The organism is Glutamicibacter soli (assembly GCF_052322135.1).
GTDB classification, from domain to species: domain Bacteria; phylum Actinomycetota; class Actinomycetes; order Actinomycetales; family Micrococcaceae; genus Glutamicibacter; species Glutamicibacter soli.
In genome coordinates, this window is sequence record NZ_CM125969.1 from 2,732,785 (window position 1) to 2,758,254 (window position 25,470).

Sequence of the window (25,470 nt, forward strand, 5' to 3'; positions counted from 1 at the left end):
CCTGAGCCAATGTCCCGGCCACGGCGGCGGTGCTTCCCATTGGGGAAGCGCCGCCGCCGTTGTTTGCGCCGAACGCGCAACAAAGCCGGCCCGGCGGCCGAAGTGCTGAAGAACGCGCGGCAAACGGCTAGCATTTACAGGGTGAGTAGCCAGAATAATTCCGCATTGCCCCGCAAGGTTTCCGACATCTTCGACCCGACCCGGTGGCGGATCATCGAGGGATTCGACTTCACCGACATCACCTACCACCGCCAGGTCGAGCGCGACGCCTCCGGTGCGATCCTGCGAGACCTGCCCACCGTGCGCATCGCCTTCGACCGGCCCGAGGTGCGCAACGCGTTCCGCCCGCATACCGTGGACGAGCTCTACCGCGCCATGGACCACGCGCGCATGACCGGTGACGTGGCCACCGTGCTGCTCACCGGCAACGGCCCCTCCCCCAAGGACGGCGGCCACGCCTTCTGCTCGGGCGGCGACCAGCGCATCCGCGGGCGCGACGGCTACCGCTACGCCGAGGGCGAGACCCGCGAGACCATCGACCCGGCCCGCGCCGGCCGCCTGCACATCCTGGAGGTGCAGCGCCTGATGCGCACCATGCCAAAGGTCGTGGTGTGCGTGGTCAACGGCTGGGCCGCCGGCGGAGGGCACTCGCTGCACGTGGTCTCCGATCTGACCATCGCCTCCAAGCAGCACGGCAAGTTCAAGCAGACCGACGCGACCGTGGGCTCCTTCGACGCCGGCTACGGCTCGGCGCTGCTGGCCCGCCAGGTCGGGCAGAAGACCGCCCGCGAAATCTTCTTCCTGGCCCGCGAATACTCGGCCGACGACATGGTGCGCATGGGCGCTGTCAACGAGTCGGTGGAGCATGAGCGCCTCGAGGAAGTGGCCCTGGAATACGCGGCGGACATCGCCGCCCAGTCCCCGCAGGCCATCCGCATGCTCAAGTTCGCCTTCAACCTGGCCGACGACGGCCTGGCCGGCCAGCAGGTCTTCGCCGGCGAGGCCACCCGCATGGCCTACATGACCGACGAAGCGGTGGAGGGGCGCGACGCGTTCCTGGGCAAGCGCGACCCTGACTGGTCCAACTACCCGTACTACTTCTAGCAGCGCACCGCACCACCACCGATCCACCCATCGACCCGAGCTAGGAGACGGCTTTGGACGCACCCCATCTGGCACTGTTGGAGGCGCTGGCCGCCGCCGTGAACGAGGACGGCCCGGCCGTGGAGGTCGTGGCGGATCCCGGCGCCCCGGAGGGCTGGGTCCTGAACCGGCTGGATCGCTCCGAGCTCGCGGGCTTCGAGGAGCCGATGGTGGTGGTGCGCACCTCCGGGTCCACCGGGCGCGCCAAGCGCACGGTGCTCAGCGTCTCGGCGATGGCCTCCAGCGCGCAGGCCACCGCCGAGTTCCTGGGCTTCGAGGGCCAGTGGCTGCTGGCCCTGCCGGTGCACTACGTCGCCGGGCTCAGCGTGCTCACCCGCTCGCTGTTCGCCGGCACCAAGCCGGTTCTCATGAAGCAGAACGGCAGCTTCTCCGCCGAGGAGTTCACCGCGGCGGCCGAGCAGATGGTGGACACCCGCCGGCTGACCTCGCTGGTCCCCACCCAGCTGGCCCGGCTGCTGGACCACCCCAGCGAGCGGACCGCCGCCGCGCTCAAGCGCTTCGACGCGATCCTGCTGGGCGGGGCGCGCGCCAGCAAGGACCTGCTGGCCAGCGCCCGGCACCACGGGCTGAAGATCTTCCAGACCTACGGCTCGGCGGAGACCTCCGGCGGCCTGGTCTACAACGGCACCGCCCTGCCCGGGGTGAAGCTGCGCGAGCAGGACGGGCGCATCCTGGTTTCCGGCCCCATGCTGGCCGACGGCTACGCCAACGACCCGCAGGCCACCGCCGAGCACTTCGTGGAGCACGACGGGCAGCGCTGGTACCTGACCGACGACCTGGGCAGCGTGGACGGCTCCCGGCTGCTCATCGCCGGACGCATCGACGACGTGATCAACACCGGAGGCGTGAAACTCTCCGCGGCGAAGATCGAGGGACTTCTGGAGGAGTTCTTCACCCAGGCGCTCGTGGTAGCAGTTCCGGACGCGCAGTGGGGCCAGGCCGTGGGGCTTGCCTACTCCGGGCCCACCCGGACCGAGGACGCCTTCGAAGCGGTGCGCCGCACCCTGGGCAAGGAAGCGGTGCCGAAATACGTGCTGCACTACCCGCAGGGGCTGCCGTTGCTGGCCAACGGCAAGTTCGACCGCCGGCTGGTCGTGACCCGGCTGGCCGAGGCCCGCTAGCCGCCCGATTCGCCTTGCCCGCCGATTCGCGGGAAACTAGAGGGTACGGATTTTTGTGTTCGCCCGAAAGGACTGAAAGTGGCCACACTTTCCCAATGGGTTGCCGGCGCGCGCCTGCGCACCCTTCCCATCGTCATTGCCCCGGTCGTCATCGGAACCGCCGCAGCAGTGGGCGAAACCGGTCTCTTCCACTGGTTCCGCTTCCTTTTGGCGCTGTGCGTCGGGCTGCTGCTGCAGATCGGCGTGAACTATTCCAACGACTACTCGGACGGCATCCGCGGCACGGACGACGAGCGCGTCGGGCCGCTGCGCCTGACCGGCTCGAAGCTGACCGATCCGAAGAACGTGCGCAACGCCGCGTTCGCCTGCTTCGGCCTGGCCGCCGTGCTGGGCCTGGTCCTGGTGATCCTCTCCCAAGCCTGGCCGCTGCTGCTGATCGGCGTGGCGGCGATCTTCGCTGCCTGGGGCTACACCGGCGGCAAGAACCCCTACGGCTACCGCGGCTGGGGCGATGTCTACGTGTTCATCTTCTTCGGCCTAGTGGCCACCTTGGGCACCACCTTCACCCAGAGCGGCACGTTGACCCTGACGGCGCTGCTCGGCGCGGTGGGCACCGGCCTGATCGGCTGCGCGCTGCTGATGGCCAACAACGTGCGCGACATCCCCACGGACACCGAGGTCGGCAAGATCACCCTCGCCGTGCGCCTGGGCGAGCACAACGCCCGGCTGAGCTACGTGCTGATGCTCGCCGTGGCGATCCTGCTGCCGCTGCTGGTCACCGGAACCTTCCCGTGGATGTGGCTGATCCTGGTCACGTTCCTGCCGGCGGTGGCCCCGAGCCTGACCATGCTGCGCCAGGCCGAGCTGTCCAAGCTGGTCATCGTGCTCAAGCAGACCGGCATCGTGAACATGGTCTATGCGGTGCTCTTCGCCGGCGCCATCCTGGTCCCCATGTGGCTGCGCTGAGCCCGGCACACCACGCTTAAAACCCAACGCCCCATCCGCCAGCATGCTGGCGGATGGGGCGTTGGGTTTCCCGGCGGTCAGGTACCGGGTTACGCGCTGGGATCCTGCGGGCGGCGCTGGGATTCGTCGTAGGAATCCTCGGCGGCCTCGTCCGCCAGCTGCTTTTCGGACTTGCTGGCGGTCGTCTTGTTGAACGCCTTGCCCACGTCCTGGTTCGCACGCAGGCGCAGGTCATTGAAGAACAGGTAGGACACCGCGAAGGCGATGGCCAGGCCCACGAGGCCCGCCACAAAAATCGGCCATTTCAGGCCCCACCAGAGGCCAAGGAAAACGACCAGGAAAATTCCCAGTCGAAGCACGGTATATTTCAGAAGCTGCATAGCTTAAAGTCTACCGATGAACCTGTGAAGAGAGTTTGCCGATGAACCAGCGGGGAAAATAGTCACTAGACTGGAGTCATGGTCCGCTTCATTATTTTCGCCGCATTGATTTCGGTAGCGCTGATGATCTACACGGTCATCGAATGCGCTCGGTCCGAGGCACATCAGGTGCGCTCGCTGCCCAAGCCTGCCTGGTTTGCAGTGATCGTCTTCCTTCCGCTAATCGGAGCCGCTTTGTGGTTCACCCTGGGCCGCCCGCTGAGTGCCGAGACGAGCACCGCCCAAACCTCGCGGGCCCCGGACGATGACGAGGACTTCCTGCGCCAGCTGGAGGTGTGGCGCCGCCAGCAGCAGCGTGATGCCGAGCTGACCGCACGTGAGGAAGAGCTCAAGCGCCGCGAGGCAGATCAGCAAAAGAACCAATCCACGGAGCGTCCTTCCAAGGAAACCAAGGACCACAAGAACAAGTCCGACGGAAACGGCACCGCCGCTCCCGAAAGCTAGCGGAAAACGCTGCACAACCTGCAGCCGACAGCCCTTCAACCCTCGCCAGATCACAGCTGGCGGGGGTTGTGTTTTGCCTTGGCCAGGGCGGGCCGGACAATGCGCTCCGTGCCCCGTGCTCAAAGCTTCAATGGGCCACGGAGGGAAAGCCTTCGCTCCGGTTCGCGCCAGCGGGCATGCGGCAGTTGGATTGCTGGCGCTCCCGCGGATCCGCAGACAGCGTCCTGGAGCTTCCAGAGGCCCTGTCCAACGCATGTCAGGCTCTGGGAAGCCGTGGAAGCCCCGTCAAGGCGCATAAAACAGGGATCCGGCGGCCCACCAGTTGGCAGGTCGCCGGATCCCTGTTGACGCTTCTGCGCTGTTTAGACGCCGGCGTAGGAGTGCAGGCCGTTGAAGAAGATGTTCACGATGGTGAAGTTGAAGACCACGCACAGGAAGCCGATGATCGACAGCCATGCAGAGCGCGGGCCGGTCCAGCCGCCGGTGGCGCGGGCGTGCAGGTAGCCTGCGTAGACAACCCAGATCACGAACGACCAGACTTCTTTCGGGTCCCAGCCCCAGTAGCGGCCCCAGGCGGCTTCAGCCCAGATCGCTCCGGCGATCACGGTGAAGGTCCACATGGCGAAGCCGATGGTGTTCAGGCGGTAGGCGAAGTTCTCCAGCGCGCCGGCGCCCGGCACCACGCGCATGAACGGCATCTTGTCCGGCTGGCCGTCGGCAATGCGCTTCATGCGGGAGTGCTGCATCAGCTGCAGGACGTTCATGGCGAAGCTGATGGCGAACAGGGCTGAGGCGAAGACCGCGATGGACACGTGGATGACGATCCACGGCGACTGCAGGGCAGGCACCAAGTGGCCGACCGGGGTCGGGAAGCCGATGGTGGCGCCGCAGAGCATCAGGGTCACCAGACCCGAGATAAACGCACCCATGAAACGCAGGTCCTTGAAGAACAGCGCGACGAGGTACACTACGGAAACCACCAGCGCGCCGGTGGACATGAACTCGTACATGTTGCCCCACGGCACGCGGTTCGCGGCGAACGCGCGGGCGAAGACGGCGAAGCCGTGCAGCGCGACGGCCAGGCACATCAGGACCACGGCGATGCGTGCCATCTTGCGGTTCGACGAGAGCTTGGTGTACTCCATCTTGTCGGTCACGATGTGCTCGCCGACGTTGTCCGCGCGGACCTCCTGGCCACGGCGGCCGCGGGCCGGACGGGTCACCGCGCCGGCGGAGACCAGGAGCTTCTCGTCTTCCTTCAGCGCCGCGGCGTCCATCTCGCTGATGGACTTGTTGGTCTTGGCCAGATCCAGCGCGAAGAAGATGAAGACGACCATGTAGACCATGGCTGCCAGCAGCATGAACAGCTGGCTGTAAACGCCCAGCGTTTCATTGATTGGCTCAAGTGCAGCGTTGCTACCCATTTACGGCTCCTAGGTCCTGTTCCTGGCTTGCCAGCGGCCAAGCCTTGTCGAAGATTTTCTGCAATTCATCGGATTCACGTTCAAGCCTCGGATCCTCGCCACGGGCCAAGAGCGCGTATTCGATACTACGCCTGCCGTCCTCGTTGCGGAGCTTCACCCAGACGCGGCGGCGCGGAGTGAACATCGAGATGATCAAGCCCAGCAGCGCCAAGCCGGAGAAGATCGCGATCGGCATCTTGCCCGGATCGTAGTTCACGTCCAGGGCAATATAGCGCTTGAGGTCGTCGAAGGTGATGCTGCCCATGTTGTTGGGCAGCTCGTAGGTGTCTCCCGCACCGAGCACGATGCCGCCGGCATCGAGATTTCGGTTGTTCAGCTCCGTCATCTTTTCGGTGTCCAGCACGTACACGTTCTGCGGCTCGCCCGAGTCAAGTCCCAGGTCGCCGTAGTAGGAGTTCAGCTGGAGCTGCGGGTTGATGGCGTTCGGGTCTCCGGAGAATGCCACGTTGTCCTCGCCGACCAGGGCGGTCGGCAGCAGGAAGCCCTGGAAGCCCAGCTGCTCGGGCTTGGCGTCGGGGACCTTGATGACCATCAGCGAGGTGTATACGGAGTCCTGAGGGACGGCTACCAGCGGGCCCGAGTAGGACACGTTGCCGTCGCCGTCGCGCACGGTGACCACCGGCGCATAGCCGTTGCCCACGAGATAGACGTCCGCGCCGTCGATGCGCAGCGGGTGGTTGACCTTCAGCTCCTGCTTGACCGGTTCGGCGTCGGGATTCTCGCGGACCTGGACATGCGCGGTGAAGTCCAGCGGCTGGCCGAAGTAGTCCTTCGAATCGCGGTCGAAGATGATGTCGAACTTGTCCAGCTTCACCGAGTAGCCCTGGAGGTCGTCGGCGGAGAAATTGCTGCCGGGGCTGAAGGAGTCGTAGGAGACCAGCGAGTTCACGAAGGTCTCGCCTTCGACAACCACGCGCTGGCCGCCGTAGCCGTAGGCCTGGCCGAGGCCGGCGGACGCGAGGATGCCCAGCAGCGAGATGTGGAAGAGCAGGTTGCCGATCTCACGGGTGTAGCCGCGTTCGGCGGCGACCGAGCGGCCGGTCGCGTCTTCACGGCGTTCCACGCGGTAGCCGCGCTTCTTCAGGATCTTGTAGGCGTCGTCGATCAGCTCGTCGTCGGTAGGCGTATCCGGCTGGCCCTCCATGACGTCCATGGAATGGTACTGCGGCAGCCGCTGCAGCCGGGCAGGGGTGCGCGGAGGCGGGGTGCGCAGGGCCTTGGCATGCTTCTTGATGCGCGGGGTGATGCAGCCGACCAGCGAGATGAACAGCAAGATGTAGATGGCGGAGAACCAGGCCGAGGAGTACACCTCGAACATCTGGAAGCGGTCAAGCCACGGGCCGGCCACCGGGTGCTGGTCCAGGTACTGTGCGACGAGTTCGGGGTTGACCGAACGCTGGGGGAAAATCGATCCCGGCACGGCGGCGACCGCCAGCATCAGCAACAGGAACAGCGCCGTCGGCATCGACGTCAGCTGCGTCCAAATCCACCGCAGGGATCCGACAAGGCCAAGGGCCGGGGCGTCGCCCCGGTTCTTCGCCTTCTGCTTGTTCTTCGCCATTAGATTGGCAACCTCACTTCATTGGCAAACCAGTTTTGCAGTTCAGTTACCCAGGTGCCCCACAGGCCGGTAACCATGACAAGACCCAATAGAATCAGGAGTCCACCGCCCAGCCGCATGATCAGCAGCTGGTGGCGGCGGAAGAAGTTCAACGCCTGCATGCCGCGCTGCAGACCCAGCGCGATCAGGATGAACGGCAGCCCCAGGCCCAGGCAGTAGAACGCGGTCAGCAGCGTTCCGCGCCCGACGTTCGCATCCACGCCGGTGGACATGATCAGCACGGCGCTCAAGGTCGGGCCGATGCACGGAGCCCAGCCCAACCCGAAGGTCAGGCCCAGCACCGGTGCGCCCCACAGGCCTGCCGGCGGCTTCCGATGGATCTTGCGGTCGCGTTGCATGAAGGAGAATCCGCCCATGAACACGACGCCCATGAACATCACCACCAGACCCAGGACCTGGGTGACCCAGCCGCCGTTGAAGCGAAGCCATGCGGTCGCTTGGCTGAACAGCACTCCCACGGCAATGAACACCACCGAGAAGCCCAAGACGAACAGCAGCACGCCTGCCAGCACACGTCCGCGGCGGTGGTCCTTTAGATCGGCGCCGGTCAGTCCGGTGACATAGCCCAGGTACCCGGGCACCAGCGGAAGCACGCAGGGCGAAAGGAAGGAGACCAGTCCGGCCAGCAGCGCTACCGGCGCAGCCAGCAGCAGCGAACCGTCCAGAACGATGTCCGCGAATGGATTAGAGGTCAATGCTCAGCTCACAACTCTTCGGTCAGAGCGGTGCCGATCAGCGATTTCAGGGTGCTCGGCTCGACGGCCCCGATGACGCGGGCACGGACCCGGCCCTTGCGGTCCAGGATCAGCGTGGACGGGACGGCCTGCAATGGGACGTATTTGGTCATGGCCAGCTGGATGTCGCCGCTGGTGTCCTGGACTGATTCGTACGGGATCTCGAAGGTGCGTTCAAAAGCCTTGGCAGCTTCCGCTTCGTCTCGGACGTTGACGCCGAGGAAATTGACCTTGCCCTTGAATTCCTCGGCCAGTTCCTTCAGGTGAGGTGCTTCGATACGGCATGGTGCGCACGCGGCGTACCAGAAGTTCAAGACCACCGGCTGGCCCTGCCAGTCAGCGGTAGCCACCGCAGTTCCCTGATAGGTCTTGGCTTCGATTTTCACTGGATCCGTGCGCAGGTCAGGGGTGTATTCCTGCACTGCCCCGTCGCCTGCGATGTAGTTCTTGCCGTCGCCGCTGTTGGCCTGAGCGGTGAGATTATCCTCCTTGGCCGAACACGCCGCCAACGGCACCACAGCCGCCGCCACTATCAACGTACGCAACATGGTGCGCCGAGACAGCGGACGAGAATTCTGCACGGGATCAATCATTTTGCTTCAGGCTCCAGGGATGTTTGCCGCGCCCGCAAGAAGCTCGGGGCTCGGTTCGGTGTAACGCACGGAGAGGATGTCATCTCCATCGAATTCAAAGCTGGTAATTGAGGTCAGCGTGCACTCGCGCTTGCGCGGATCGTGCCACAGCGGCTTGCCTTCGGCGGCGCGCCGGGTGACCCAGATGGGAAGCTGGTGGCTGACAATCACGATTTCGACACCGTCGCCGTGCTCTTCGAGCGCGGCCTTGCGGTGGAAGTCCATGGCCTCGCGCATGCGGGCGACCTGCTCGACGTAGGGTTCGCCCCAGGACGGCTTGAGGGGGTTGACCAGCAGCGGCCAGTAGCGAGGGCTCTTCAGATGTTGCGCGACCTTGGACAGTCCCTGCAGTTGGTTGTCTGCCTCGATGACCCGGTCATCGGTGAGAATCGGCAGCTCCAGCGCCTGCGCCGTGGGGGCTGCGGTCTGCTGGGCCCGGACTAGTGGCGAGGCGACGATCCGGACGATGTTTCCACCGGAGGCCTGGTGCTTGGCGAAGTAGTCGCCGGCCCCATCGGCCATCTTGAATCCCAGCTCTGACAGGCCGAAACCGGGGATTCGTCCATAAAGAACGCGATCCGGGTTGAAAACTTCCCCGTGGCGCAGCAAATGAACAGTCGAGATTGGCATGTTTCCAGTGTCTCAAAGAATCAACCTAAAAGATGAATAATGTGCTCACCGTCAACGATTCACAGGGCTTGCATGGGAATCGCAAATGGAAAACCATCCTTTCGGATGGGGTGTATCACAAAGCTCGGCGACTAGTCTTGAGAGTACGAGAATGCACACGGAATCAGGCATGTGGAACCTTCGTGATTTCCTGCCGGTTCAACCTTTGAGGACACAGATGAGCAACTACGATCCGAACCAGCCGGGCCAGCCCTACGACCCCAATTCCGGGTCCAACGCTTCGAACCCGAATCCCTATGGACAAAACCCCTACGGCCAGAACCAGCCAGGCGGGAATCCCTATGGCCAGAACCCGTACGGGCAGCCGCAATCCCCTGAGCCGTCGTTCGACCCCTACGGCCAGCAACAGGGAGGCTACACGCCGGTCCAGCCTCCGGCGCAGCGTCCCAAGACCCTGCAGTGGGCCTTCTTGCTGATCCTGCTCTCGGGAATCGTCAATGCCATTGCCACCTGGTTCATGTTCAATTCGAACATGTTCGCCAACATGATCACCTCGCAGTGGTCGCTGTTGCAGGAGCAGATGCAGAACGACCTGCAGGCGAATCCGCAGTTGGCCGATGACCCGTTCCTCGAGCAGATGCTCAGCAGCCCCGAAGCATTCATGGCCGAGTTCAACTCCGTGATGTCCGGCTTCATGATCACCTCCGCTGTCGTCAGCATTGCCCTGTACTTCCTGGTGGGCTTCTTCGTGGGCCGCGGCGTGAGCGCCATGCGCATCATCGCCACCGTGCTGGCAGTGCTTTCGCTGCTGGGACTGTCGATGTCCATTGCCACGGTGTCCATGTTCGGTGATGCCCAGGCAGGCTTGCTGAACGCGCTGATCGTGCTGGCAGTCGGTCTCGGCGTAGCCGGCGTGGTCTTCTCCTGGTTGCGTCCATCCTCGGAATACATCGTTGCCCGACGCATGTCGCGTCGGGCCGGCTACCGCTAAAAGCGGCAGCGCAGACAACGCAGAGGCGGCCTGAACCCGGAAGGGTTCAGGCCGCCTCTGCGTTTGCCCAAAAAATTGTTATGGCTGAACGGCCAGATACGCCAAGATCTGAAGCTCGGTGGACAGGTCCACCCGGCGCAGGTTCATGCCGCGCGGAACAACCAGTGGTTTGGGCGCAAAGGACAGCACGGAATTCACGCCCAGCTCCCCCAGCTCATAGATTAGGTCCTGGGCGGCATCGCCGGGGACCGCCAGCACCGCGATATTGATCTCTTCGCGGCGTACCACCTCGGCCAGGTCGTTGCGCGACTCGACATGCAGGTTCCCGACGTCCGTGCCTACCAGGTCGGGCGAGACGTCGAGGATAGCCCTGACCTTGAAGCCGCGGGTGGTGAAGCCTGCATAGCCGCTGAGCGCTCGGCCCAGGTTGCCGGCGCCGAGGATCAGCACGCGCCAGTCCCGGTTCAGGCCCAGCGTGTTGTTGATGTGCTCCGAGAGCTCACGTACGACATAGCCCACGCCGCGGGTGCCGTAGGAACCCAACCACGACAAGTCCTTGCGCAGGATCGCTGGATTAACGCCGGATTCCTTGGCCAGCACCCCGGAGCTGGTGCGTTCCATTCCCCGTGATTCAAGGGCATTCAGCGCCCGTAGGTACTGGGTCAGGCGTGCAACCGTGGCTTCAGGAAGCACCTTTGCCTCAAGCTCGGACATGCCGCGTCCCCCCATCGGTTTGATTCCCCAAGGCACGCTGGTAGCGCGCGGTCGTGTTCATTAGCTGCTGAGCAGACGTTCAAGCCGGACCGGGTCGATGGTCCAGAAATCCCTGACCTGCCCGTCGATCATCAGCACCGGGACTTCTTCATGATGTCGCTCGAGCAGCTTCGGGTCGCCGTCGATGTCCAGCTCGGTGAACTGCATCTCCAGTCGGTTGGTGACCTCGCTGACGGTCGCCCGTGCGGCCTCGCAAAGGTGGCATCCTTGGCGTACCAGCAACTGAATTTCATGCATTGTCTTCACTCCTTCATATTCTCATGAGCCCCGACGGGTCTTAAACTTCGCAATGAAATAAACTGGAGCAAATGCCTTCCATCGATTCAGCCTCCGCGCCCGAGCCCGAGCAGCGTCCCGAAATCGTCGCCGCATTTTTCGACGTCGACAACACCCTGGTTCGCGGCGCCTCGCTCTATCTCTTGGCCCGCAAATTGCATGAACACCGGTTCTTCCGCATGCGCGAGATCCTGTGGTTCGCGCTCAAGCAGCTGCGCTTCGCGGCCCGCGGCGAGCACCTGGGTGATATCCACCAGATCCGCGACCGCGCCCTGCTCATGGCGAAGGGCATCAAGGTTTCCGAAATCGAGGAGATCGGCAACGAGATCTTCGACGAGTACATCGAGCCCAAGCTGTGGCGCGGAACCGTGGCCATCGCCCACCAGCATCTGACGGTGGGCCGCGAAGTCTGGCTCGTCACGGCCACTCCCCTTGAAGTGGCCAACGTCATCTCCGACCGGTTGAAGCTGTCCGGCGCGCTGGGCACCGTGGTGGAGAGCGTGGACGGGGTCTATACCGGAGCGCTGGCAAGCCCCATTCTCCACGCCGCGGAGAAGGCGCAGGCAGTCCGCGCCCTGGCCAAGGAACGCGGGATCAAGCTGTCCAAGTCCTGGGCCTACTCGGACTCCTACAACGACGTCCCGCTGCTCGAAGCGGTGGGGCATCCGGTCTGCATCAATCCAGATGCCCGGCTGCGCGCCTATGCCAAGCGCCGCGGCTGGCAGGTCTACGACTTCCGCACAGGACAGCGCGCCGCCAAGTTCAGCCTGAAAGCCGCTGGCGTCATCGGATTCATCTGGGCCGCCAAGCGGTCTCTCAAGGACCGCAGCGGCCGCTAGCAGGGCCCCTGCGGCTTTCTGCGGGTAAAGCAATCGCCACCGTCCAGGACAGAATCCTGATGCGGTGGCGATGAATGCCAAGCGGCAAGCTGCTCGAAGTAAATTTACTTCTTATTGCGGCGCTGGTGGCGGGTCTTACGAAGCAATTTGCGGTGCTTCTTCTTCGACATACGCTTGCGGCGCTTCTTGATAACAGAGCCCATATTGGTTCCTCACAAACTAATTAAAATGCGCCAACCTCGATGCTCCCCCTGCGCCGAAGCACACGGCAAGGTTGACCGGACGTTAAACGTTCCTTAATAGATTACCCGCTTTTCGGCCATGCTCTGACCACCGCTTGGCTTATCGACCGAGGGAACCCGTGCCGCGTTGCGGATCGATTGCCGCAGACTGCAGATAGGTTTCTACGGCGTTTTCCGGAACGCGATAGGAGCGACCAAACTGAACCGCAGGCAGATCGCCCGCATGGATCAGACGATAAACCGTCATTTTGGAAACGCGCATCATGTCGGCCACCTCGGCCACCGTCATGAAACGGGCTCCTGCAAAATTCTGTTTATCCTGCATGCGGGATATTCTCCTGACGCTGATCTCTTTGTTCGTCGCGTGACTAGCACACGTGAACTTACACGACTTTGGATCAACACCGGCGATCGGATTCACGTTTGCTTTGTACCAGTCTAGTCGCACTTTCATAACTTTCGCATCACGAAACACACACGTGTCACGGACAATCCGACTTTTTACCGGGCAACGACAGCAGCCCAGAGTATCTGAAGTGTTTTCCACTTCACATACTCTGGGCTACAGGTACTCCGGCTGCTACTAGGCGCTAGATAAGGCCCTGGGCCAGCATTGCGTCAGCGACCTTGACGAAGCCCGCAATGTTGGCGCCGGCCACGTAGTTGCCCGGCATGCCGTACTCGTCCGCAGTGGCTGCGCAACGGTCGTGGATGCCAACCATGATTTCGCTCAGGCGGCGTTCGGTGTGGTTGAAGGACCACGAGTCGCGGCTGGCGTTCTGCTGCATTTCCAACGCAGAGGTGGCCACGCCGCCGGCGTTGGCGGCCTTGCCGGGGCCGAAGAGCACCCCAGCGTCCTGGAAGACCGAGGTCGCTTCCGCGGTGGTCGGCATGTTGGCGCCTTCGGCGACGGCGATGGTGCCTGCGGCAACCATCTTCTTGGCCGAGGCCGCGCCCAATTCGTTCTGGGTGGCGCATGGCAGGGCCACGGTACCCGGCACGTCCCAGACGTTGCCGCTTTCGACGTACTTGACCTTCTTGCTGCCGCGGCGTTCGGCGTACTCGGAGATGCGGCCGCGCTCGACTTCCTTGATCTGGCGCAGCAGGTCCAGGTCGATGCCGCCCTCGTCCACGATGAATCCGCCCGAGTCGGAGGCGGTAACGACATTGGCGCCCAGGGACTGAGCCTTTTCGATGGCGTGCAGGGCCACGTTGCCGGAGCCGGAGACGATGACGCGCTGGCCGTCGAAGGACAGGCCGCGGGTCTTGAGCATTTCCTCGGTGAAGATGACGGCGCCGTAGCCGGTAGCCTCCGGACGGACCAGCGAGCCGCCCCAGGACAGGCCCTTGCCGGTGAGGACGCCGGACTCGTAGCGGTTGGTGATGCGCTTGTACTGGCCGAACAGGTAGCCGATTTCGCGGCCACCGACGCCGATGTCGCCTGCAGGCACGTCGGTGTATTCGCCGATGTGGCGGTACAGCTCGGTCATGAAGGACTGGCAGAAGCGCATGACTTCGCCGTCGGACTTGCCGCGCGGGTCGAAGTCAGAGCCGCCCTTGCCGCCGCCGATTGGCATGCCGGTCAGGGAGTTCTTGAAGATCTGCTCGAAACCAAGGAACTTGACGATGCCCAGATAGACGGATGGGTGGAAGCGCAGGCCGCCCTTGTAAGGGCCCAGCGCAGAGTTGAATTCAACGCGGAAGCCGCGGTTGATCTGGACCTTGCCGTCGTCGTCGACCCAGGGAACGCGGAAAATGATCTGGCGTTCAGGTTCACACAGACGCTGCAGAATGGCGGCTTCGGCGTATTCAGGGTGCTTCAGCGATACCGCTTCAAGGCTTTCAAAAACCTCGGTGACTGCCTGGTGGAACTCTGCTTCGCCGGGATTGCGGCGGAAGACTTCGTCGCGAATCGTCGCTAAGTGCTTATCCAAGTTTCTCTCCTCATCACTTGGGGCAGGCACGGGCCGTGACGGGGCCACAAAATACCCGGCGTCACTGCCCCAGACACGAGAATGCCATGCAAGGCGATCTGAACGAAAATTTCACGTTACAAAACAGGAATGTCCGCGTAACGTAAATTTTTGGCCATTTTGTCGACCCAGCGCGCGATCCACTGGTCAAATGTCTACCGGCGGCGCCCGAAACGCGGTAGCTTGTCGAAAAATTCCTGGGCTCGGCCCGTGACTTGTTCAAGCCCGCGGCCTACACTTCGACCCAAATGCTGCGCAGCGGGCGCGGTGCCGGCGAGGTCGTCCTGGACCTCGTTGCGCGCCACCTCTTCCAGCTGCGCCGGGGAATCCGGAACCGGCAGGATATCGGCGCACCAGCCAAGCAGCACCTCGACCGCTTCGGTATCGATGCTGTAGATGCGCCGCTGCCCGGCCGCCGTCATGCTGACCAGGTTGGCCTCGCGCAGCACCTTCAGGTGCTTGGAAACCGTCGGCTGGGAAATTTCCAGCTCGGTTACCAGCGAACCCACTGCCTTGGGTTCGGATTTCAATGCTTCAATGATCCTGCGCCGCGTCGGCTCAGCCAACGCAGAAAAAACTTCGTCTATAGCCACAGACATAACCCTAGCGGCATATGACCGATCTGCAACGTAGGCATATGTCTGCGAATGGCAACAGCCTTGCAGGATTTGCCGCGTCCCGCCCCGCAGCGCTGGACGAAACGCCGGCCGCTAATCGAACCAGGGGTCCAGCCCGAACAGCGGGAACACTTCCTTGCGGGTGGCGATGATGGAGCGGTCCACCGGGTCAGCCGGGTCGTAGCCCACTTCCCAGTTGCGCCACCACAGCTGGGCGTCGTCTCCCATGAGATAAGGCATCGCCCGGCCGTAGGTTTCCAGCACGTAGCGGCGGAATTCCTCCGGAACGTAGGTGCGCAGCGGAACCGGCTTGCCGGCGACGATTGCCGTCAGGTGCGTCCAGGTGCGCGGCACGACGGCGGTGACGTTGTAGCCGCCCCCACCGGTCGCCAACCAGCGGCCTTCGCACAGTTCGTCGGCAAGCTGGGAGATGTCCATGGCCACCTGGCGCTGGGCATCCACCGAAAGCTTCAGGTTGGTCATGTCGTCATCGCGGTGCGCGTCGCATCCGTGCTGGGAGACGATCACCTCCGGCTTGAAGGCGCGCACCAGCTGCGGCACGACCGCATGGAAGGCGCGCATCCACCCGGCATCCGAGGTCATGGCCGGCACCGCGATGTTCACGGCACTGCCCTCGGCCTTGGGCCCGCCGATCTCGTTGGCGAAGCCGGTGCCCGGGAACAGGCTCAGGCCCGATTCGTGGATGGAGATGGTCAACACGCGCTCGTCGTCCCAGAAGATCGATTCGGTGCCGTCGCCGTGATGCGCATCCACGTCGATGTACACCACGCGCTGCGCCCCGCGCTCGAGCATGCGGTGGATGGCTGCGGCGGCATCGTTGTAGATGCAGAAGCCGCTGGCCTTGCTGCGCGCGGCGTGGTGCATGCCGCCGGCGAAGTTGACGGCGCGCACGGTGGTTTCGTCCATGATCGCGTCTGCCGCGATGACCGAGCCGCCCACGATGCGGGCCGCAGCCTCGTGCATCCCGGCGAATACCGGATCGTCCTCGGTGCCCAGCCCGAAATCCTCGGCGACAATGCTCGGATCAAGGCTGACCTTGCGTACCTGGTCGATAAATGACTGGTCATGCACCGTGGCGATCACGGAGTCTTCCGCCACCGCCGGGGGCTCGATGCTGATATTCGGCGCACCCAGGACATTGAGCTGTTCGCTGAGCCGATAGGTCAGTTCCAGTCGGGCCGGATGCATCGGGTGCCAGTCGCTAAATTTGTATTTCAGGTACTTCTCGTCCCACATCACCATCGTTGGTCGTGGGGCATGCTGGGGCTCTAACACAATTTCAGGCTACCTGATCGTGATGCAACTCATGCATTTGTGGCGTCCTGATTGCTCCGGAGCCTGAGGACATGGCCGTCGGACGGGCGAAGTCGCCGTCAACCGCGTAAATTACATGGAGTAGGGTTTCCAGACATTGATCTCCTAGGGAAAGACCGAGCCTATTCCAATGAGCAGCTTGAGCGGTCCGGGCGCCGGAAGGCAGCCCGGCGAATCGCGCAGCGAGGCGCGCCGCAGGTGGCTGGCGTTGCGCACGTTGATCGCCAACTTCACCATCCGCTCTCCCGCCCGTCTGGCCTTGAGCTCCTTCCTGATCGTCATCACCCTGTTCACCTCGCTGCTGGCCGCGCCGTTCGCTTCCGCGACCGGCAAGCCCACGCCACTGCACGATGCGCTGTTCACCGCCGTGTCCTCGGTCTGCGTGACCGGGCTGACCACGGTCTCGACCGCAGAGCACTGGTCCTTCGCTGGACAGCTGGTGATGATCGTGGGCACCTTCGTCGGTGGCTTGGGCATCCTGACTCTCGCCTCGATCATGTCCCTGGCGGTCTCCCGCAAGCTCGGCGTGCGTGCGAAGCTAATGGCGCAGAACTCCATGAACACCTCTGGAGCTTCCGCGCTGGGCGAGGTCGGCTCGCTGCTGCGCATCGTGATCCTGACGGCCATCAGCCTGCAGGCGCTGATCGCGCTGCTGCTGATCCCGCGCTTCTACATCCTCGGCGAGAGCCTGCTCTCCTCCATCTGGCACGGCGTGTTCTATGCGGTCTCCGCGTTCAACAACGCAGGCTTCACGCCCCACTCCGACGGGCTGGTGCCCTACGAGACCGACCTGTGGATCCTCGGGCCGCTGATGGCCGGCGTGTTCGTCGGTTCGCTGGGCTTCCCGGTGATCATGGTGCTGCTGGCCAACCGCTTCAATACCAAGAAGTGGAACCTGCACACCAAGCTGACGCTACTGGTGACCACCATCCTGCTAGTTTCCGGCGCGCTGCTGTGGCTGCTGGCCGAATGGAACAATCCCAAGACCATCGGCACGCTGAGCATGTCGGACAAGCTGATCCATGCCTTGTTCTCCTCCGTCATGATGCGTTCGGGCGGCATGAACCTGGTGGACCAGAACGACATCCACGAAGTCACCATGCTGATCACCGACGCGATGATGTTCGCCGGCGGCGGCTCGGCCTCCACGGCCGGCGGCATCAAGGTCACCACCATCGCCGTGATGTTCCTGGCTATCATGGCCGAGGTGCGCGGCGACAGCGAGACCCGCGCCTTCGGCCGCCGCATCCCGGAGGAAACCATGCGCGTGGCCATCTCGGTGGTCGCCCTGGGCGCCTCGCTGGTCGCGCTAGCCACGGGCCTGCTGGTGACCATCGATGAAGAGGTGGGCATTTCGCGGGCGCTGTTCGAGTCCATCTCCGCCTTCGCCACGGTGGGGTTGAGCACCGGCGTCTCCCAGGAGATGCCTCCGGCCGGCAAGTACGTGCTCAGCGCCCTCATGTTCGCAGGCCGCATCGGCAGCATCACCCTGGCCAGCGCCCTGACCATGAGACATCGCGATACGCTGTACAAGCTCCCGGAAGAAAGGCCGATCATTGGCTGACAAGAACATTGACCACAACGCCCCGGTACTGGTGATCGGGCTGGGCCGCTTCGGCGCGTCCGTCGCCGAAACCCTGGTCAAGCAGGGGCGCGAGGTCCTGGCCATTGAACGCAGCCCGGAACTGGTCCAGCAGTGGGCCAGCACGCTGACCCACGTGGTCGCCGCGGACGCGACCAACATCGACGCGCTGCGCCAGCTCGGCGCGCAGGAATTCTCCTCCGCGGTGGTCGGCGTGGGCACCTCCATCGAATCCTCCGTGCTGATCACGGTGAACCTGGTGGACCTGGGCATCGAGCACCTGTGGGTCAAGGCCATCACCCCGTCCCACGGCAAGATCCTCACCCGCATCGGCGCGAACCACGTGATCTACCCCGAGGCGGATGCCGGGGTGCGCGCCGCGCACCTGGTGGGCGGTCGCATGCTCGACTTCATCGAATTCGACGACGGCTTCGCGATCGTGAAGATGTACCCGCCGAAGGAGACCCAGGGCTTCACCCTCGGCGAGTCCCAGGTTCGCTCCAAATACGGCGTCACCATTGTCGGGGTGAAGTCCCCGGGCGAGGACTTCACCTACGCGGTGCCCGACACCATGGTCACCCGGCGCGACATGCTGATCGTCTCCGGGCACGTGGATTTGCTCGAACGCTTCGCGGCGCGTCCGTAGCCCTGCCGGCTCTCAGCGCACCGGTTGCGCGGGCTCCGGCGGTATCCACCCCATCGCAGCATCAGCGCCGCGGGTGAGCAGGGCCGGGGGCGTAAGTCTCATCAGGGCATTGCGCATCGGCTGGCGCCAGCCGCCGCCAAGGTGCGCGCCGAACCGGGCCGACAGCCCGGCGGCCCTGGATAGCGCGCTGCACCGCGGCCGGCGGGCTTGGTCGAAGCCTTCAAGCGCCGCGCTGAGCGAACCGCCGGCGGCTACTGGATGGCCCACGAGCAGCCCCACGCACAGGCCGTCCTCCAACGCCGTTGCCACACCCTGGCCCATGGTCGGCAGGAAGCCGTGCGCGGCGTCGCCGATCATGACCACCCGGCCCAGCGCATAGCGCGGCACCCCGCCCGGCAGATGGTAGACATCATGGCGCAAGAGCGCTCCCGGGTCCGTGGCGGCAAGAAGCCGTTGCACGGGGTCCGCCCAACCTGCGAAACGCTCGCGGGCGGCGGCGAGCTCGTCCTCGATCACGGTGAGCTCGGGCAACGAGACGTATCCGTACCAATAGGTCTGCTCGGCGTCTACCGGCATGAAGCCGAACTCTGCTTCCGCACCCCAATACTGGCGCAGCGTGCGGCCGTTCGAAATACCGGGAATCACCGCCCGCCAGCTGGAGAATCCGCTGTAGGCCAAGGTGCTGGATGGAAAAAGCTTTTCACGGATCGTGCTGCGCATGCCGTCGGCTGCCACCACCAAGTCCGCCTCGTGCCCGGCCACCTGCGTCAGCGCCCCCTCGGGGTCGCCGGGCGACACCTGGGCCACTTGAACACCGGTCAGGATTGAAACACCCTGGGCCTCCGCCCGGTGGTGAAGTGCTTGGTGCAGGCGACGCCGGTGCACGCCGGTCACCGCTACCGCTTCACGAACCACCGGGTCCTCGGGAATCGCGAGGATAGGTGTGCCCTTGGCCGTCCAGGTACCTTCGGCAACGGTCGGGAAGCCGAGCGCCCGGGCCTGCTCTGGCTCGAAGCCCAGACCCAGGAAAGCGGCCACCGCATTGCGGGACATCGCCACGCCTGCGCCGACTTCGCCAAGCTCCCCGCGGCGTTCCAGGACCGTGACCTGCCATCCCTGTCCGGCCAGGGAAATCGCCGCCGCAAGTCCTGCAATTCCGCCGCCCACGACGACTGCGCTATGGGCCATGATGCCTCCTCGGCGTCTTCTTCCTTGACTGGAAGCTACTGCCTGCCAGACGCCTTCAGGAAGGACCTTCCAAGGCGATGGCCGCCTGCTTCCGCCGGGCGCAGGCAGGGTGCCAAGCGGCTAGCCCAGTTCCCGGCTCAGCTGCGCGGCGCGTTCGGAGGCCGCGCGGGCGCCGGCCTCGATGACGGCACGGATGCCTCCCTCGTCGAAGGCGGCGATGGCCCGCTCGGTGGTGCCGTTCGGGCTGGTGACTGCCTTGCGCAGTGCCGCCGGGTCGGCATCCGGATTGGACAGCATCTTGCCGGCGCCTGCCACGGTGGCCCGGGCGATGCTGGTGGACAGCTCGGCGTCCAGCCCCAGGGCGATGCCGGCCTTGGCCATGGCTTCGGCCAAGTAGAAGGCGTAGGCAGGGCCGGAGCCGGAAATCGCTGAGAGCGCGTTCTGCTGCTCCTCGTCGATCACGTGCACGTCCCCCGAGCCGGAGAGCAGGTCGGTCACGGACTGGACCTGCGCGTGGCTGACGGTGCTTGCCGGGGAGATTCCCACTACGCCGGCGCCCACCATCAGCGGGGTATTCGGCATGGAGCGGATGACCGGCTGGCCTGCGGGCAGCTTGTCCTGCATGGAGGCCAGGGTGATGGCTGCAGCGACCGAAACCACCACGGTGCCCGGCTTCAGGGCCGGGGCGATCTCCTCGCACAGGGCGGTGATGCCCACCGGCTTCACACCCAGGAAGACCACGTCGGCGTCCGCGGCGGCGCTCCGGTTCGCCTCCTCGTCCTGGGAATTGACCAGCACGGCAATGCCCAGTTCGCGCAGCTCGTCCACGCGGTTCTCGCTGCGCACGGTGGCCGTGACCAGTTTCGGGTCGTGGCCCGAGGCCAGGATGCCGCGCAGGATGGCGCCGTTCATGGAACCGGCGCCAAGGAAGGACAGTTTCAGATTGCTGGTTGCTTCGCTCATATGGCTATTTTGCCACTGGCTTGGGATCTTTGCTGACGTTGAAGTGATCCCGGGCGAATTGCAAGGTGTTGCCCAGCCATTCTTCCTTCTGGCCGGCGTTCTTGGCCTTGCGCGTGGAGACTTCCACGGCGATCACGCCTTCCCAGTCGCTCTCATGCAGGTACTGCAGGGATTCCGAGACCCGCTGGGTTCCCAGGCCGGGGACCAGATGCTCGTCCTTGCCGTTGTCCAGGCCGTCGCACAAGTGCACGTGGGCCAGCCGGGCGCCCAGGTCCTCCATGGCCTGGCGCGAGTCCATGTTGGCGATGGCCGCGTGGGAGAAGTCCCAGGTGACGTGTTGGTAGGGCTGCGGAACGGGGTTCCAGTGCGGCAGGTACATCTTGGCCTCGCGGCCGCGGGCCCGCCATGGGTACATGTTCTCGACCGCGATCTTCATGCCGGTGCTCTCGGTGATGCGGTGCACGCCTTCGGCGAATTCCTCCGCGTAGCTGCCCTGCCAGCGGAACGGCGGGTGCGCCACCACGACGCTGGCCCCCACGGCCTGCGCGAGGATGACCGAACGCTCGATCTTGGCCCAGGCCGATCCCCACACCTGCTGGGTCAGCAGCAGGGTCGGCGCGTGGATCGCCATGATGGGCAGCTGGTACTTGTCCATCAGCGCCCGCAGCGCGGTGGCCGACTGGCTGGCCGCGTTGCCGGTGATCAGCACCTCCAAGCCGTCATAACCGACGTCTTTCGCGATGGCAAAGGCATCGTGGACCGTCAGCGGATAGACCGAGGCACTTGAAAGCGTCACCGGGACCTTCGCTGGTGAATGTGCTTCCATGGTCATGCCCTCCTAACCGAACCGGCTGACGCCGGTCGCTTATATCCGAGGATACCTAGTGTTGCGTCGCCGCCGTCTGTGGGATGGCGGAACCCAAGGCAACTTCCCCTACCCCCACGCTACTACTGAGCGGTGTCGTAGAGTCGAACATCACGTGATCAAAACGCCGGAGCATCAAACCTTCGCGCAGGGCCCACGGGCAGATGCGCACGGTCTTGAGCTTCAACGCGCTCATGGCCTCGTGCGCCACGATCGCGCCGGCCAGCAGCTGCGGCGCGCGGATCTCGGACACACCAGGCAGCTCGGAACGTTCGGCCCAGCTCATGGCGGTCAGGCGATTGGTCCAGATCTTCAGCGCGTCGCGGTGCAGCACCCGCTTGACGTAGGGTCCCTCGGTGCTCGGCGCGGCACCGGTGATGCGGGCCAGCGACCGGAAGGTCTTGGAGGTGGCGGTGGCCAGGGTGGGCTTGCCGTACTGGCGCAGCTCGGTGGTCGGGTCGGTGAGCACGTCGCGCACGTAGTTGCGCAGCTCCCGGACTTCCTTAATGCCGGGCAGGTCGTTGGGCAGCCATTCGCGGGTCAGCCGTCCGGCGCCCAGCGGCACCGAGAAGGCCACCTGCGGGAACTCGTCGGTGCCCAGGGCCAGCTCCAGGGAGCCGCCGCCCATGTCCAGGTTGAGGATGGATTCCGAGGACCAGCCGAACCAGCGGCGCACCGCGTAGAACGTCATCCCGGCTTCTTCCTCGCCGGACAGTTCCATCAGGGTGACCCCGGTGTCGTTCTTGACCCGTTCCAGCACCGCGTGGCCGTTGGAGGACTCGCGGATGGCGGAGGTGCAGAAGGCCATGAAGTCTTCCACCTGGTGGCTGCGGGCGAACTCGGCGGCCTCCGAGATGAACGAGATCAGCTCGTTCTGCCCTTCTTCGGTGATCGCGCCGTATTCGTTGAGGTAGCGCACCAGCGACAGCGGACGCTTGTGCGAGGCATAGGGCACCGGACGGGCGCCGGGGTACGCATCGACCAGCAGCAGGTGCACGGTATTGGACCCGATATCCAGTACGCCTAGTCTCATGGTGCGCTCCTCAACAGGGTGGTGCTCGGTCTACTTCTCGGTGCTCTTCGCGGCGGGCTTCTTGGCCGGAGCCTTCTTGGCTGCCGGCTTCTTGGCCGGAGCCTTCTTGGCAGGCGCCTTCTTCGCCGCGGTGCGCTTCACCGGGCCGCGGGCGCGCTTATCCGCCAGCAGCTCGATGGCCTGCTCGCGGGTCAGCTCCTCCAGAGACGTGCCGCGCGGAACGGTGATGTTGGTGACGCCGTCGGTGATGTACGGGCCGAAGCGGCCGTCCTTCACCACGATGTTCTTCTCGCTGGTCGGGTCCACGCCGAATTCCGCCAGTGGCGGCACCGCGGCGCGGCGGCCGCGCTGCTTGGGCTGCGCATAGATGGCCAGGGCCTCGTCCAGGGTGATGGTGAAGATCTGCTCCTCGCTCTCGATGGAGCGCGAGTCGCTGCCCTTCTTCAGGTACGGGCCGAAGCGGCCGTTCTGCACGGTGATCTCTTCGCCCTCGGCGTCGGTGCCCAGCACGCGCGGCAGGCTCAGCAGCTTCAGCGCGTCCTCCAACGTCACGGTCTCAACGGACATGGACTTGAACAGGCTGCCGGTGCGCGGCTTGACCTTGGCCGGCTTCTTCGGGGGCTTGGGCTTGCCGTTCTTGTAGTATTCGACCGGCAGGGCCGCGATTTCCGCTTCGGTCAGCTCCGGGATGACCTCGGTGACGTAGGCGCCGTAGCGTCCGTCCTTGGCCACGATCTTGCGGCCGGTTTCCGGGTCCACACCCAGTTCCTTCTCCGAGACCTTGGAATTGGCGAACAGCTCCTCGGCCTTTTCCGCGGTCAGTTCGTCCGGCGCCAGGTCTTCGGGCACGTTGGCGCGCTGCGGCTCGGTGCCTTCCTCGGCGCCCTCGGGCAGGGCGCGTTCAAGGTACGGTCCGAACTTGCCCACGCGCAGCGTGATGTCGTCGGTGATCTTGATGGAGTTGATGGCTCGGGCATCGATGTCGCCCAGGTTCTCCACCACGTGCTTCAGGCCCTCGGAGTTGTCCTTGCCGAAGTAGAACAGGTTCAGCCAGTCGGTGCGGGCGCGCTGGCCCTTGGCGATCTCGTCCAGGTCGTCTTCCAGGCGGGCGGTGAAGTCGTAGTCAACGTACTGGGCGAAGTGCTCTTCGAGCAGGCGGATCACGGAGAACGCGATCCAGCTCGGGACCAGGGCGCCGCCGCGCTTGGTGACGTAGCCGCGGTCCATGATGGTGGAGATGGTCGGCGCGTAGGTCGACGGGCGGCCGATCTCGCGCTTTTCCAGCTCGGCCACGATCGAGGCCTCGGTGTAGCGGGCCGGCGGGGTGGTTTCGTGGCCCAGCGCGGTCAGCTCGTCGCCGGCCAGCTGCTGGCCGGTAGCCAGCTGCGGCAGGCGGGCTTCGGCGTTCTCGGACTCCGCGTTCTCCGAGCGCTCCTGGTCCTTGCCCTCTTCGTAGGCGGACAGGAAGCCGCGGAAGGTGATCACGGTGCCGGAGGCGGAGAATTCGGCCACCCGGGAGTCGCTGGCGGTGCCGGCGAGCTTGATGGTGGCGGTGAAACCCTTGGCGTCGGCCATCTGGGAGGCGACGGTGCGCTTCCAGATCAGCTCGTAGAGGGTGTATTCGTCCTTGGACAGCGAGGAGCGCACGTCGGTCGGGCGGCGGAACATGTCGCCGGCCGGGCGGATGGCTTCGTGGGCTTCCTGGGCGGCGTCGGACTTGGCCTTGTAGACACGCGGTTTGTCCGGCACGGATTCCGCGCCGTAGAGCTCGGTGGCCTGCTTGCGCGCCGCGGTGACTGCCTCGTTGGACAGGAACACCGAGTCGGTACGCATGTAGGTGATGTAGCCGTTTTCATACAGGCGCTGGGCGATCTGCATGGTCAGCTTGGAGCTCCAGCGCAGCTTGCGGCTGGCTTCCTGCTGCAGCGTGGAGGTGGTGAACGGGGCCGCCGGACGGCGGGTGTACGGCTTGTCCTCGACCGAGGTGACGGCGAAGTCGGTGTTGGCCAGGTTCGCCACCAGGGACTCGGCCGAGGCCTGGTCCAGATGCGCCAGCTTGGTGCGGGCGGTCTTGAGCTGGCCGCGGTCGTCGAAGTCGCGGCCGGAGGCAACGCGGGCGCCGTCCACTGCCGAGAGCTTGGCGGCGAAGGATTCGCCGTTGGAGGTGGCGAAGGTGCCCTTGATGTCCCAGTAGCCGGCGGAGATGAACGCCATGCGCTCGCGCTCGCGCTCCACGACCAGACGGGTGGCCACGGACTGCACACGGCCGGCGGACAGGCCGCGGGCGACCTTGCGCCAGAGCACCGGGGAGATCTCGTAGCCGTAGAGGCGGTCCAGCACGCGGCGGGTTTCCTGCGCGTCGACCAGGTCGGTGTCCAGCTCGCGCATGTTCTCCAGTGCGCGGGCGATGCCTTCCTTGGTGATTTCGGTGAACGCCAGGCGGCGTACCGGAACCTTGGGCTTCAGGACCTGCAGCAGGTGCCACGCGATGGCTTCGCCTTCGCGGTCCGCATCGGTTGCGAGGTAGAGTTCGTCGGCTTCCTTGAGCTTTGCCTTCAGCTCGGAGACGCGCTTCTTCTTGTCCGGGTAGACGACATAATACGGCTCGAAGTCGTTGTCCAGGTCCACGGCGAACTTGCCGACCGAGGTCTTTTTCAGCTCGGTTGGAAGCTCCGAGGGCTGCGGAAGATCACGGATGTGGCCCACCGAGGCGTCCACATCGAAGCCCTCACCCAAATACTTGGCGATCGACTTCACCTTGGCAGGAGACTCGACGATGACGAGTTTCTTACCGGTCTTTTCCTTGGCCTTGGCGGGCACGGCTCTCCTTCAGACAACGCGGCATGCCGGAGCCCCTTGCGGGGTGCCCCTCATGCCGCCAGCGCAGCTTTGACTCATTGAGCCTGCAGT

General features: G+C 64.6%; 26 protein-coding genes. 8 read left to right on the forward strand and 18 right to left on the reverse strand.

Annotated features, from left to right (window positions below; all coding sequences use genetic code 11):
* The first annotated feature begins 141 nt into the window (after positions 1-141).
* The 3 genes from ACTX90_RS12980 to ACTX90_RS12990 all read left to right on the forward strand — a co-directional run bounded on the left by ACTX90_RS12980 (position 142) and on the right by ACTX90_RS12990 (position 3,251).
* Entirely contained in the window at positions 142-1,104 is a 963-nt protein-coding gene (locus tag ACTX90_RS12980) for a 1,4-dihydroxy-2-naphthoyl-CoA synthase (RefSeq protein WP_443442207.1), read from the forward strand.
* Between the two features lie 53 nt (positions 1,105-1,157).
* Entirely contained in the window at positions 1,158-2,285 is a 1,128-nt protein-coding gene (locus ACTX90_RS12985; RefSeq protein WP_443442208.1) for an AMP-binding protein, read from the forward strand.
* A gap of 78 nt (positions 2,286-2,363) precedes the next feature.
* Positions 2,364-3,251 carry a 1,4-dihydroxy-2-naphthoate polyprenyltransferase gene (locus ACTX90_RS12990; protein WP_053798585.1) on the forward strand — a complete coding sequence of 296 codons (888 nt, stop codon included), beginning with the start codon at positions 2,364-2,366 and terminating at the stop codon, positions 3,249-3,251.
* 89 nt (positions 3,252-3,340) lie between these two features.
* On the opposite strand, the gene ACTX90_RS12995 is transcribed toward ACTX90_RS12990, so the two are convergent.
* A complete protein-coding gene (locus tag ACTX90_RS12995) occupies positions 3,341-3,631 on the reverse strand; it encodes a DUF4229 domain-containing protein (RefSeq protein WP_047119807.1) in 291 nt (96 codons plus the stop codon).
* A 78-nt stretch (positions 3,632-3,709) separates the two neighbouring features.
* Between ACTX90_RS12995 and ACTX90_RS13000 the strand changes: the two genes are divergently transcribed.
* On the forward strand, positions 3,710-4,135 hold the full coding sequence (locus ACTX90_RS13000; RefSeq protein ID WP_052772455.1) for a PLD nuclease N-terminal domain-containing protein: 426 nt from the start codon (positions 3,710-3,712) through the stop codon (positions 4,133-4,135).
* Between the two features lie 362 nt (positions 4,136-4,497).
* Here the strand turns inward: ACTX90_RS13000 and ccsB are convergent, their stop codons facing one another.
* Genes ccsB through ACTX90_RS13025 form a run of 5 tightly spaced genes read right to left on the reverse strand, consistent with a single transcriptional unit; the run spans position 4,498 to position 9,236 of the window.
* Positions 4,498-5,559, reverse strand: a complete 1,062-nt coding sequence (gene ccsB / locus ACTX90_RS13005; protein ID WP_047119808.1) for a c-type cytochrome biogenesis protein CcsB — start codon at positions 5,557-5,559, stop codon at positions 4,498-4,500.
* On the reverse strand, positions 5,552-7,180 hold the full coding sequence (resB, locus tag ACTX90_RS13010; protein ID WP_047119809.1) for a cytochrome c biogenesis protein ResB: 1,629 nt from the start codon (positions 7,178-7,180) through the stop codon (positions 5,552-5,554). The genes ccsB and resB overlap by 8 nt, the downstream gene beginning before the upstream one ends.
* Entirely contained in the window at positions 7,180-7,935 is a 756-nt protein-coding gene (locus ACTX90_RS13015) for a cytochrome c biogenesis CcdA family protein (RefSeq protein ID WP_047119810.1), read from the reverse strand. The genes resB and ACTX90_RS13015 overlap by 1 nt, the downstream gene beginning before the upstream one ends.
* 8 nt (positions 7,936-7,943) lie before the next feature.
* The gene (locus ACTX90_RS13020) at positions 7,944-8,567 is read right to left on the reverse strand and encodes a TlpA family protein disulfide reductase (protein ID WP_183043073.1); all 624 of its coding nucleotides are present in this window, start codon (positions 8,565-8,567) and stop codon (positions 7,944-7,946) included.
* 6 nt (positions 8,568-8,573) lie between these two features.
* Positions 8,574-9,236 carry a histidine phosphatase family protein gene (locus ACTX90_RS13025; protein WP_053798587.1) on the reverse strand — a complete coding sequence of 221 codons (663 nt, stop codon included), beginning with the start codon at positions 9,234-9,236 and terminating at the stop codon, positions 8,574-8,576.
* A 217-nt stretch (positions 9,237-9,453) separates the two neighbouring features.
* Here ACTX90_RS13025 and ACTX90_RS13030 point away from each other — a divergent pair, with 217 nt between their 5' ends.
* Positions 9,454-10,227, forward strand: a complete 774-nt coding sequence (locus ACTX90_RS13030) for a proline-rich domain-containing protein (RefSeq protein ID WP_053798588.1) — start codon at positions 9,454-9,456, stop codon at positions 10,225-10,227.
* Between the two features lie 78 nt (positions 10,228-10,305).
* Here the strand turns inward: ACTX90_RS13030 and ACTX90_RS13035 are convergent, their stop codons facing one another.
* Both ACTX90_RS13035 and ACTX90_RS13040 read right to left on the reverse strand, forming a co-directional pair.
* The gene (locus ACTX90_RS13035) at positions 10,306-10,941 is read right to left on the reverse strand and encodes a redox-sensing transcriptional repressor Rex (RefSeq protein WP_082124070.1); all 636 of its coding nucleotides are present in this window, start codon (positions 10,939-10,941) and stop codon (positions 10,306-10,308) included.
* Positions 10,942-11,001: 60 nt separating this feature from the next.
* A complete protein-coding gene (locus ACTX90_RS13040; protein ID WP_047119814.1) occupies positions 11,002-11,238 on the reverse strand; it encodes a glutaredoxin family protein in 237 nt (78 codons plus the stop codon).
* 71 nt (positions 11,239-11,309) lie between these two features.
* Between ACTX90_RS13040 and ACTX90_RS13045 the strand changes: the two genes are divergently transcribed.
* A complete protein-coding gene (locus ACTX90_RS13045; protein WP_047119815.1) occupies positions 11,310-12,116 on the forward strand; it encodes an HAD family hydrolase in 807 nt (268 codons plus the stop codon).
* Positions 12,117-12,220: 104 nt separating this feature from the next.
* Here ACTX90_RS13045 and ACTX90_RS13050 read toward each other — a convergent pair whose 3' ends face one another.
* From ACTX90_RS13050 to ACTX90_RS13070, 5 genes are all read right to left on the reverse strand, one after another.
* Positions 12,221-12,319: a 30S ribosomal protein bS22 gene (locus tag ACTX90_RS13050; protein ID WP_005504750.1), complete on the reverse strand. Its 99-nt coding sequence runs from the start codon at positions 12,317-12,319 to the stop codon at positions 12,221-12,223.
* A gap of 139 nt (positions 12,320-12,458) precedes the next feature.
* On the reverse strand, positions 12,459-12,683 hold the full coding sequence (locus tag ACTX90_RS13055; RefSeq protein ID WP_047119816.1) for a helix-turn-helix domain-containing protein: 225 nt from the start codon (positions 12,681-12,683) through the stop codon (positions 12,459-12,461).
* A gap of 265 nt (positions 12,684-12,948) precedes the next feature.
* Complete coding sequence (gene gdhA, locus ACTX90_RS13060) at positions 12,949-14,292, reverse strand: NADP-specific glutamate dehydrogenase (protein ID WP_047119817.1); 1,344 nt, start codon at positions 14,290-14,292, stop codon at positions 12,949-12,951.
* Positions 14,293-14,486: 194 nt separating this feature from the next.
* Positions 14,487-14,861 (reverse strand): ArsR/SmtB family transcription factor, encoded by a 375-nt coding sequence (locus ACTX90_RS13065; protein WP_231735915.1) that lies wholly within the window; start codon positions 14,859-14,861, stop codon positions 14,487-14,489.
* Positions 14,862-15,041: 180 nt separating this feature from the next.
* Entirely contained in the window at positions 15,042-16,211 is a 1,170-nt protein-coding gene (locus ACTX90_RS13070) for an acetoin utilization protein AcuC (RefSeq protein WP_047119819.1), read from the reverse strand.
* A gap of 202 nt (positions 16,212-16,413) precedes the next feature.
* Here ACTX90_RS13070 and ACTX90_RS13075 point away from each other — a divergent pair, with 202 nt between their 5' ends.
* Both ACTX90_RS13075 and ACTX90_RS13080 read left to right on the forward strand, forming a co-directional pair.
* Complete coding sequence (locus tag ACTX90_RS13075) at positions 16,414-17,847, forward strand: TrkH family potassium uptake protein (RefSeq protein WP_053798592.1); 1,434 nt, start codon at positions 16,414-16,416, stop codon at positions 17,845-17,847.
* Entirely contained in the window at positions 17,840-18,511 is a 672-nt protein-coding gene (locus tag ACTX90_RS13080) for a potassium channel family protein (protein WP_047119821.1), read from the forward strand. Before ACTX90_RS13075 ends, ACTX90_RS13080 begins: the two co-directional genes overlap by 8 nt.
* Positions 18,512-18,523: 12 nt before the next feature.
* Here ACTX90_RS13080 and ACTX90_RS13085 read toward each other — a convergent pair whose 3' ends face one another.
* The 5 genes from ACTX90_RS13085 to topA form a co-directional block, all read right to left on the reverse strand.
* Complete coding sequence (locus ACTX90_RS13085; RefSeq protein ID WP_443442209.1) at positions 18,524-19,699, reverse strand: FAD-dependent oxidoreductase; 1,176 nt, start codon at positions 19,697-19,699, stop codon at positions 18,524-18,526.
* A gap of 120 nt (positions 19,700-19,819) precedes the next feature.
* Entirely contained in the window at positions 19,820-20,662 is an 843-nt protein-coding gene (gene proC / locus ACTX90_RS13090) for a pyrroline-5-carboxylate reductase (RefSeq protein WP_047119823.1), read from the reverse strand.
* 4 nt (positions 20,663-20,666) lie between these two features.
* Complete coding sequence (locus ACTX90_RS13095; RefSeq protein ID WP_181728120.1) at positions 20,667-21,488, reverse strand: sugar phosphate isomerase/epimerase family protein; 822 nt, start codon at positions 21,486-21,488, stop codon at positions 20,667-20,669.
* A 55-nt stretch (positions 21,489-21,543) separates the two neighbouring features.
* On the reverse strand, positions 21,544-22,560 hold the full coding sequence (locus ACTX90_RS13100; protein ID WP_047119825.1) for a Ppx/GppA family phosphatase: 1,017 nt from the start codon (positions 22,558-22,560) through the stop codon (positions 21,544-21,546).
* A gap of 30 nt (positions 22,561-22,590) precedes the next feature.
* Complete coding sequence (gene topA / locus ACTX90_RS13105) at positions 22,591-25,380, reverse strand: type I DNA topoisomerase (protein WP_047119826.1); 2,790 nt, start codon at positions 25,378-25,380, stop codon at positions 22,591-22,593.
* Positions 25,381-25,470: the final 90 nt, after the last annotated feature.

Coding starts and splice junctions, on each gene's coding strand:
- ACTX90_RS12995 (WP_047119807.1), bottom strand. CDS start 3,631: ATGCAGCTTCTGAAATATACCGTGCTTCGACTGGGAATTTTCCTGGTC.
- ACTX90_RS13000 (WP_052772455.1), top strand. CDS start 3,710: ATGGTCCGCTTCATTATTTTCGCCGCATTGATTTCGGTAGCGCTGATG.
- ccsB (WP_047119808.1), bottom strand. CDS start 5,559: ATGGGTAGCAACGCTGCACTTGAGCCAATCAATGAAACGCTGGGCGTT.
- resB (WP_047119809.1), bottom strand. CDS start 7,180: ATGGCGAAGAACAAGCAGAAGGCGAAGAACCGGGGCGACGCCCCGGCC.
- ACTX90_RS13020 (WP_183043073.1), bottom strand. CDS start 8,567: ATGATTGATCCCGTGCAGAATTCTCGTCCGCTGTCTCGGCGCACCATG.
- ACTX90_RS13025 (WP_053798587.1), bottom strand. CDS start 9,236: ATGCCAATCTCGACTGTTCATTTGCTGCGCCACGGGGAAGTTTTCAAC.
- ACTX90_RS13030 (WP_053798588.1), top strand. CDS start 9,454: ATGAGCAACTACGATCCGAACCAGCCGGGCCAGCCCTACGACCCCAAT.
- ACTX90_RS13035 (WP_082124070.1), bottom strand. CDS start 10,941: ATGTCCGAGCTTGAGGCAAAGGTGCTTCCTGAAGCCACGGTTGCACGC.
- ACTX90_RS13040 (WP_047119814.1), bottom strand. CDS start 11,238: ATGCATGAAATTCAGTTGCTGGTACGCCAAGGATGCCACCTTTGCGAG.
- ACTX90_RS13045 (WP_047119815.1), top strand. CDS start 11,310: ATGCCTTCCATCGATTCAGCCTCCGCGCCCGAGCCCGAGCAGCGTCCC.
- ACTX90_RS13050 (WP_005504750.1), bottom strand. CDS start 12,319: ATGGGCTCTGTTATCAAGAAGCGCCGCAAGCGTATGTCGAAGAAGAAG.
- ACTX90_RS13055 (WP_047119816.1), bottom strand. CDS start 12,683: ATGCAGGATAAACAGAATTTTGCAGGAGCCCGTTTCATGACGGTGGCC.
- ACTX90_RS13070 (WP_047119819.1), bottom strand. CDS start 16,211: ATGGTGATGTGGGACGAGAAGTACCTGAAATACAAATTTAGCGACTGG.
- ACTX90_RS13075 (WP_053798592.1), top strand. CDS start 16,414: ATGAGCAGCTTGAGCGGTCCGGGCGCCGGAAGGCAGCCCGGCGAATCG.
- ACTX90_RS13085 (WP_443442209.1), bottom strand. CDS start 19,699: ATGGCCCATAGCGCAGTCGTCGTGGGCGGCGGAATTGCAGGACTTGCG.
- proC (WP_047119823.1), bottom strand. CDS start 20,662: ATGAGCGAAGCAACCAGCAATCTGAAACTGTCCTTCCTTGGCGCCGGT.
- ACTX90_RS13095 (WP_181728120.1), bottom strand. CDS start 21,488: ATGGAAGCACATTCACCAGCGAAGGTCCCGGTGACGCTTTCAAGTGCC.
- ACTX90_RS13100 (WP_047119825.1), bottom strand. CDS start 22,560: ATGAGACTAGGCGTACTGGATATCGGGTCCAATACCGTGCACCTGCTG.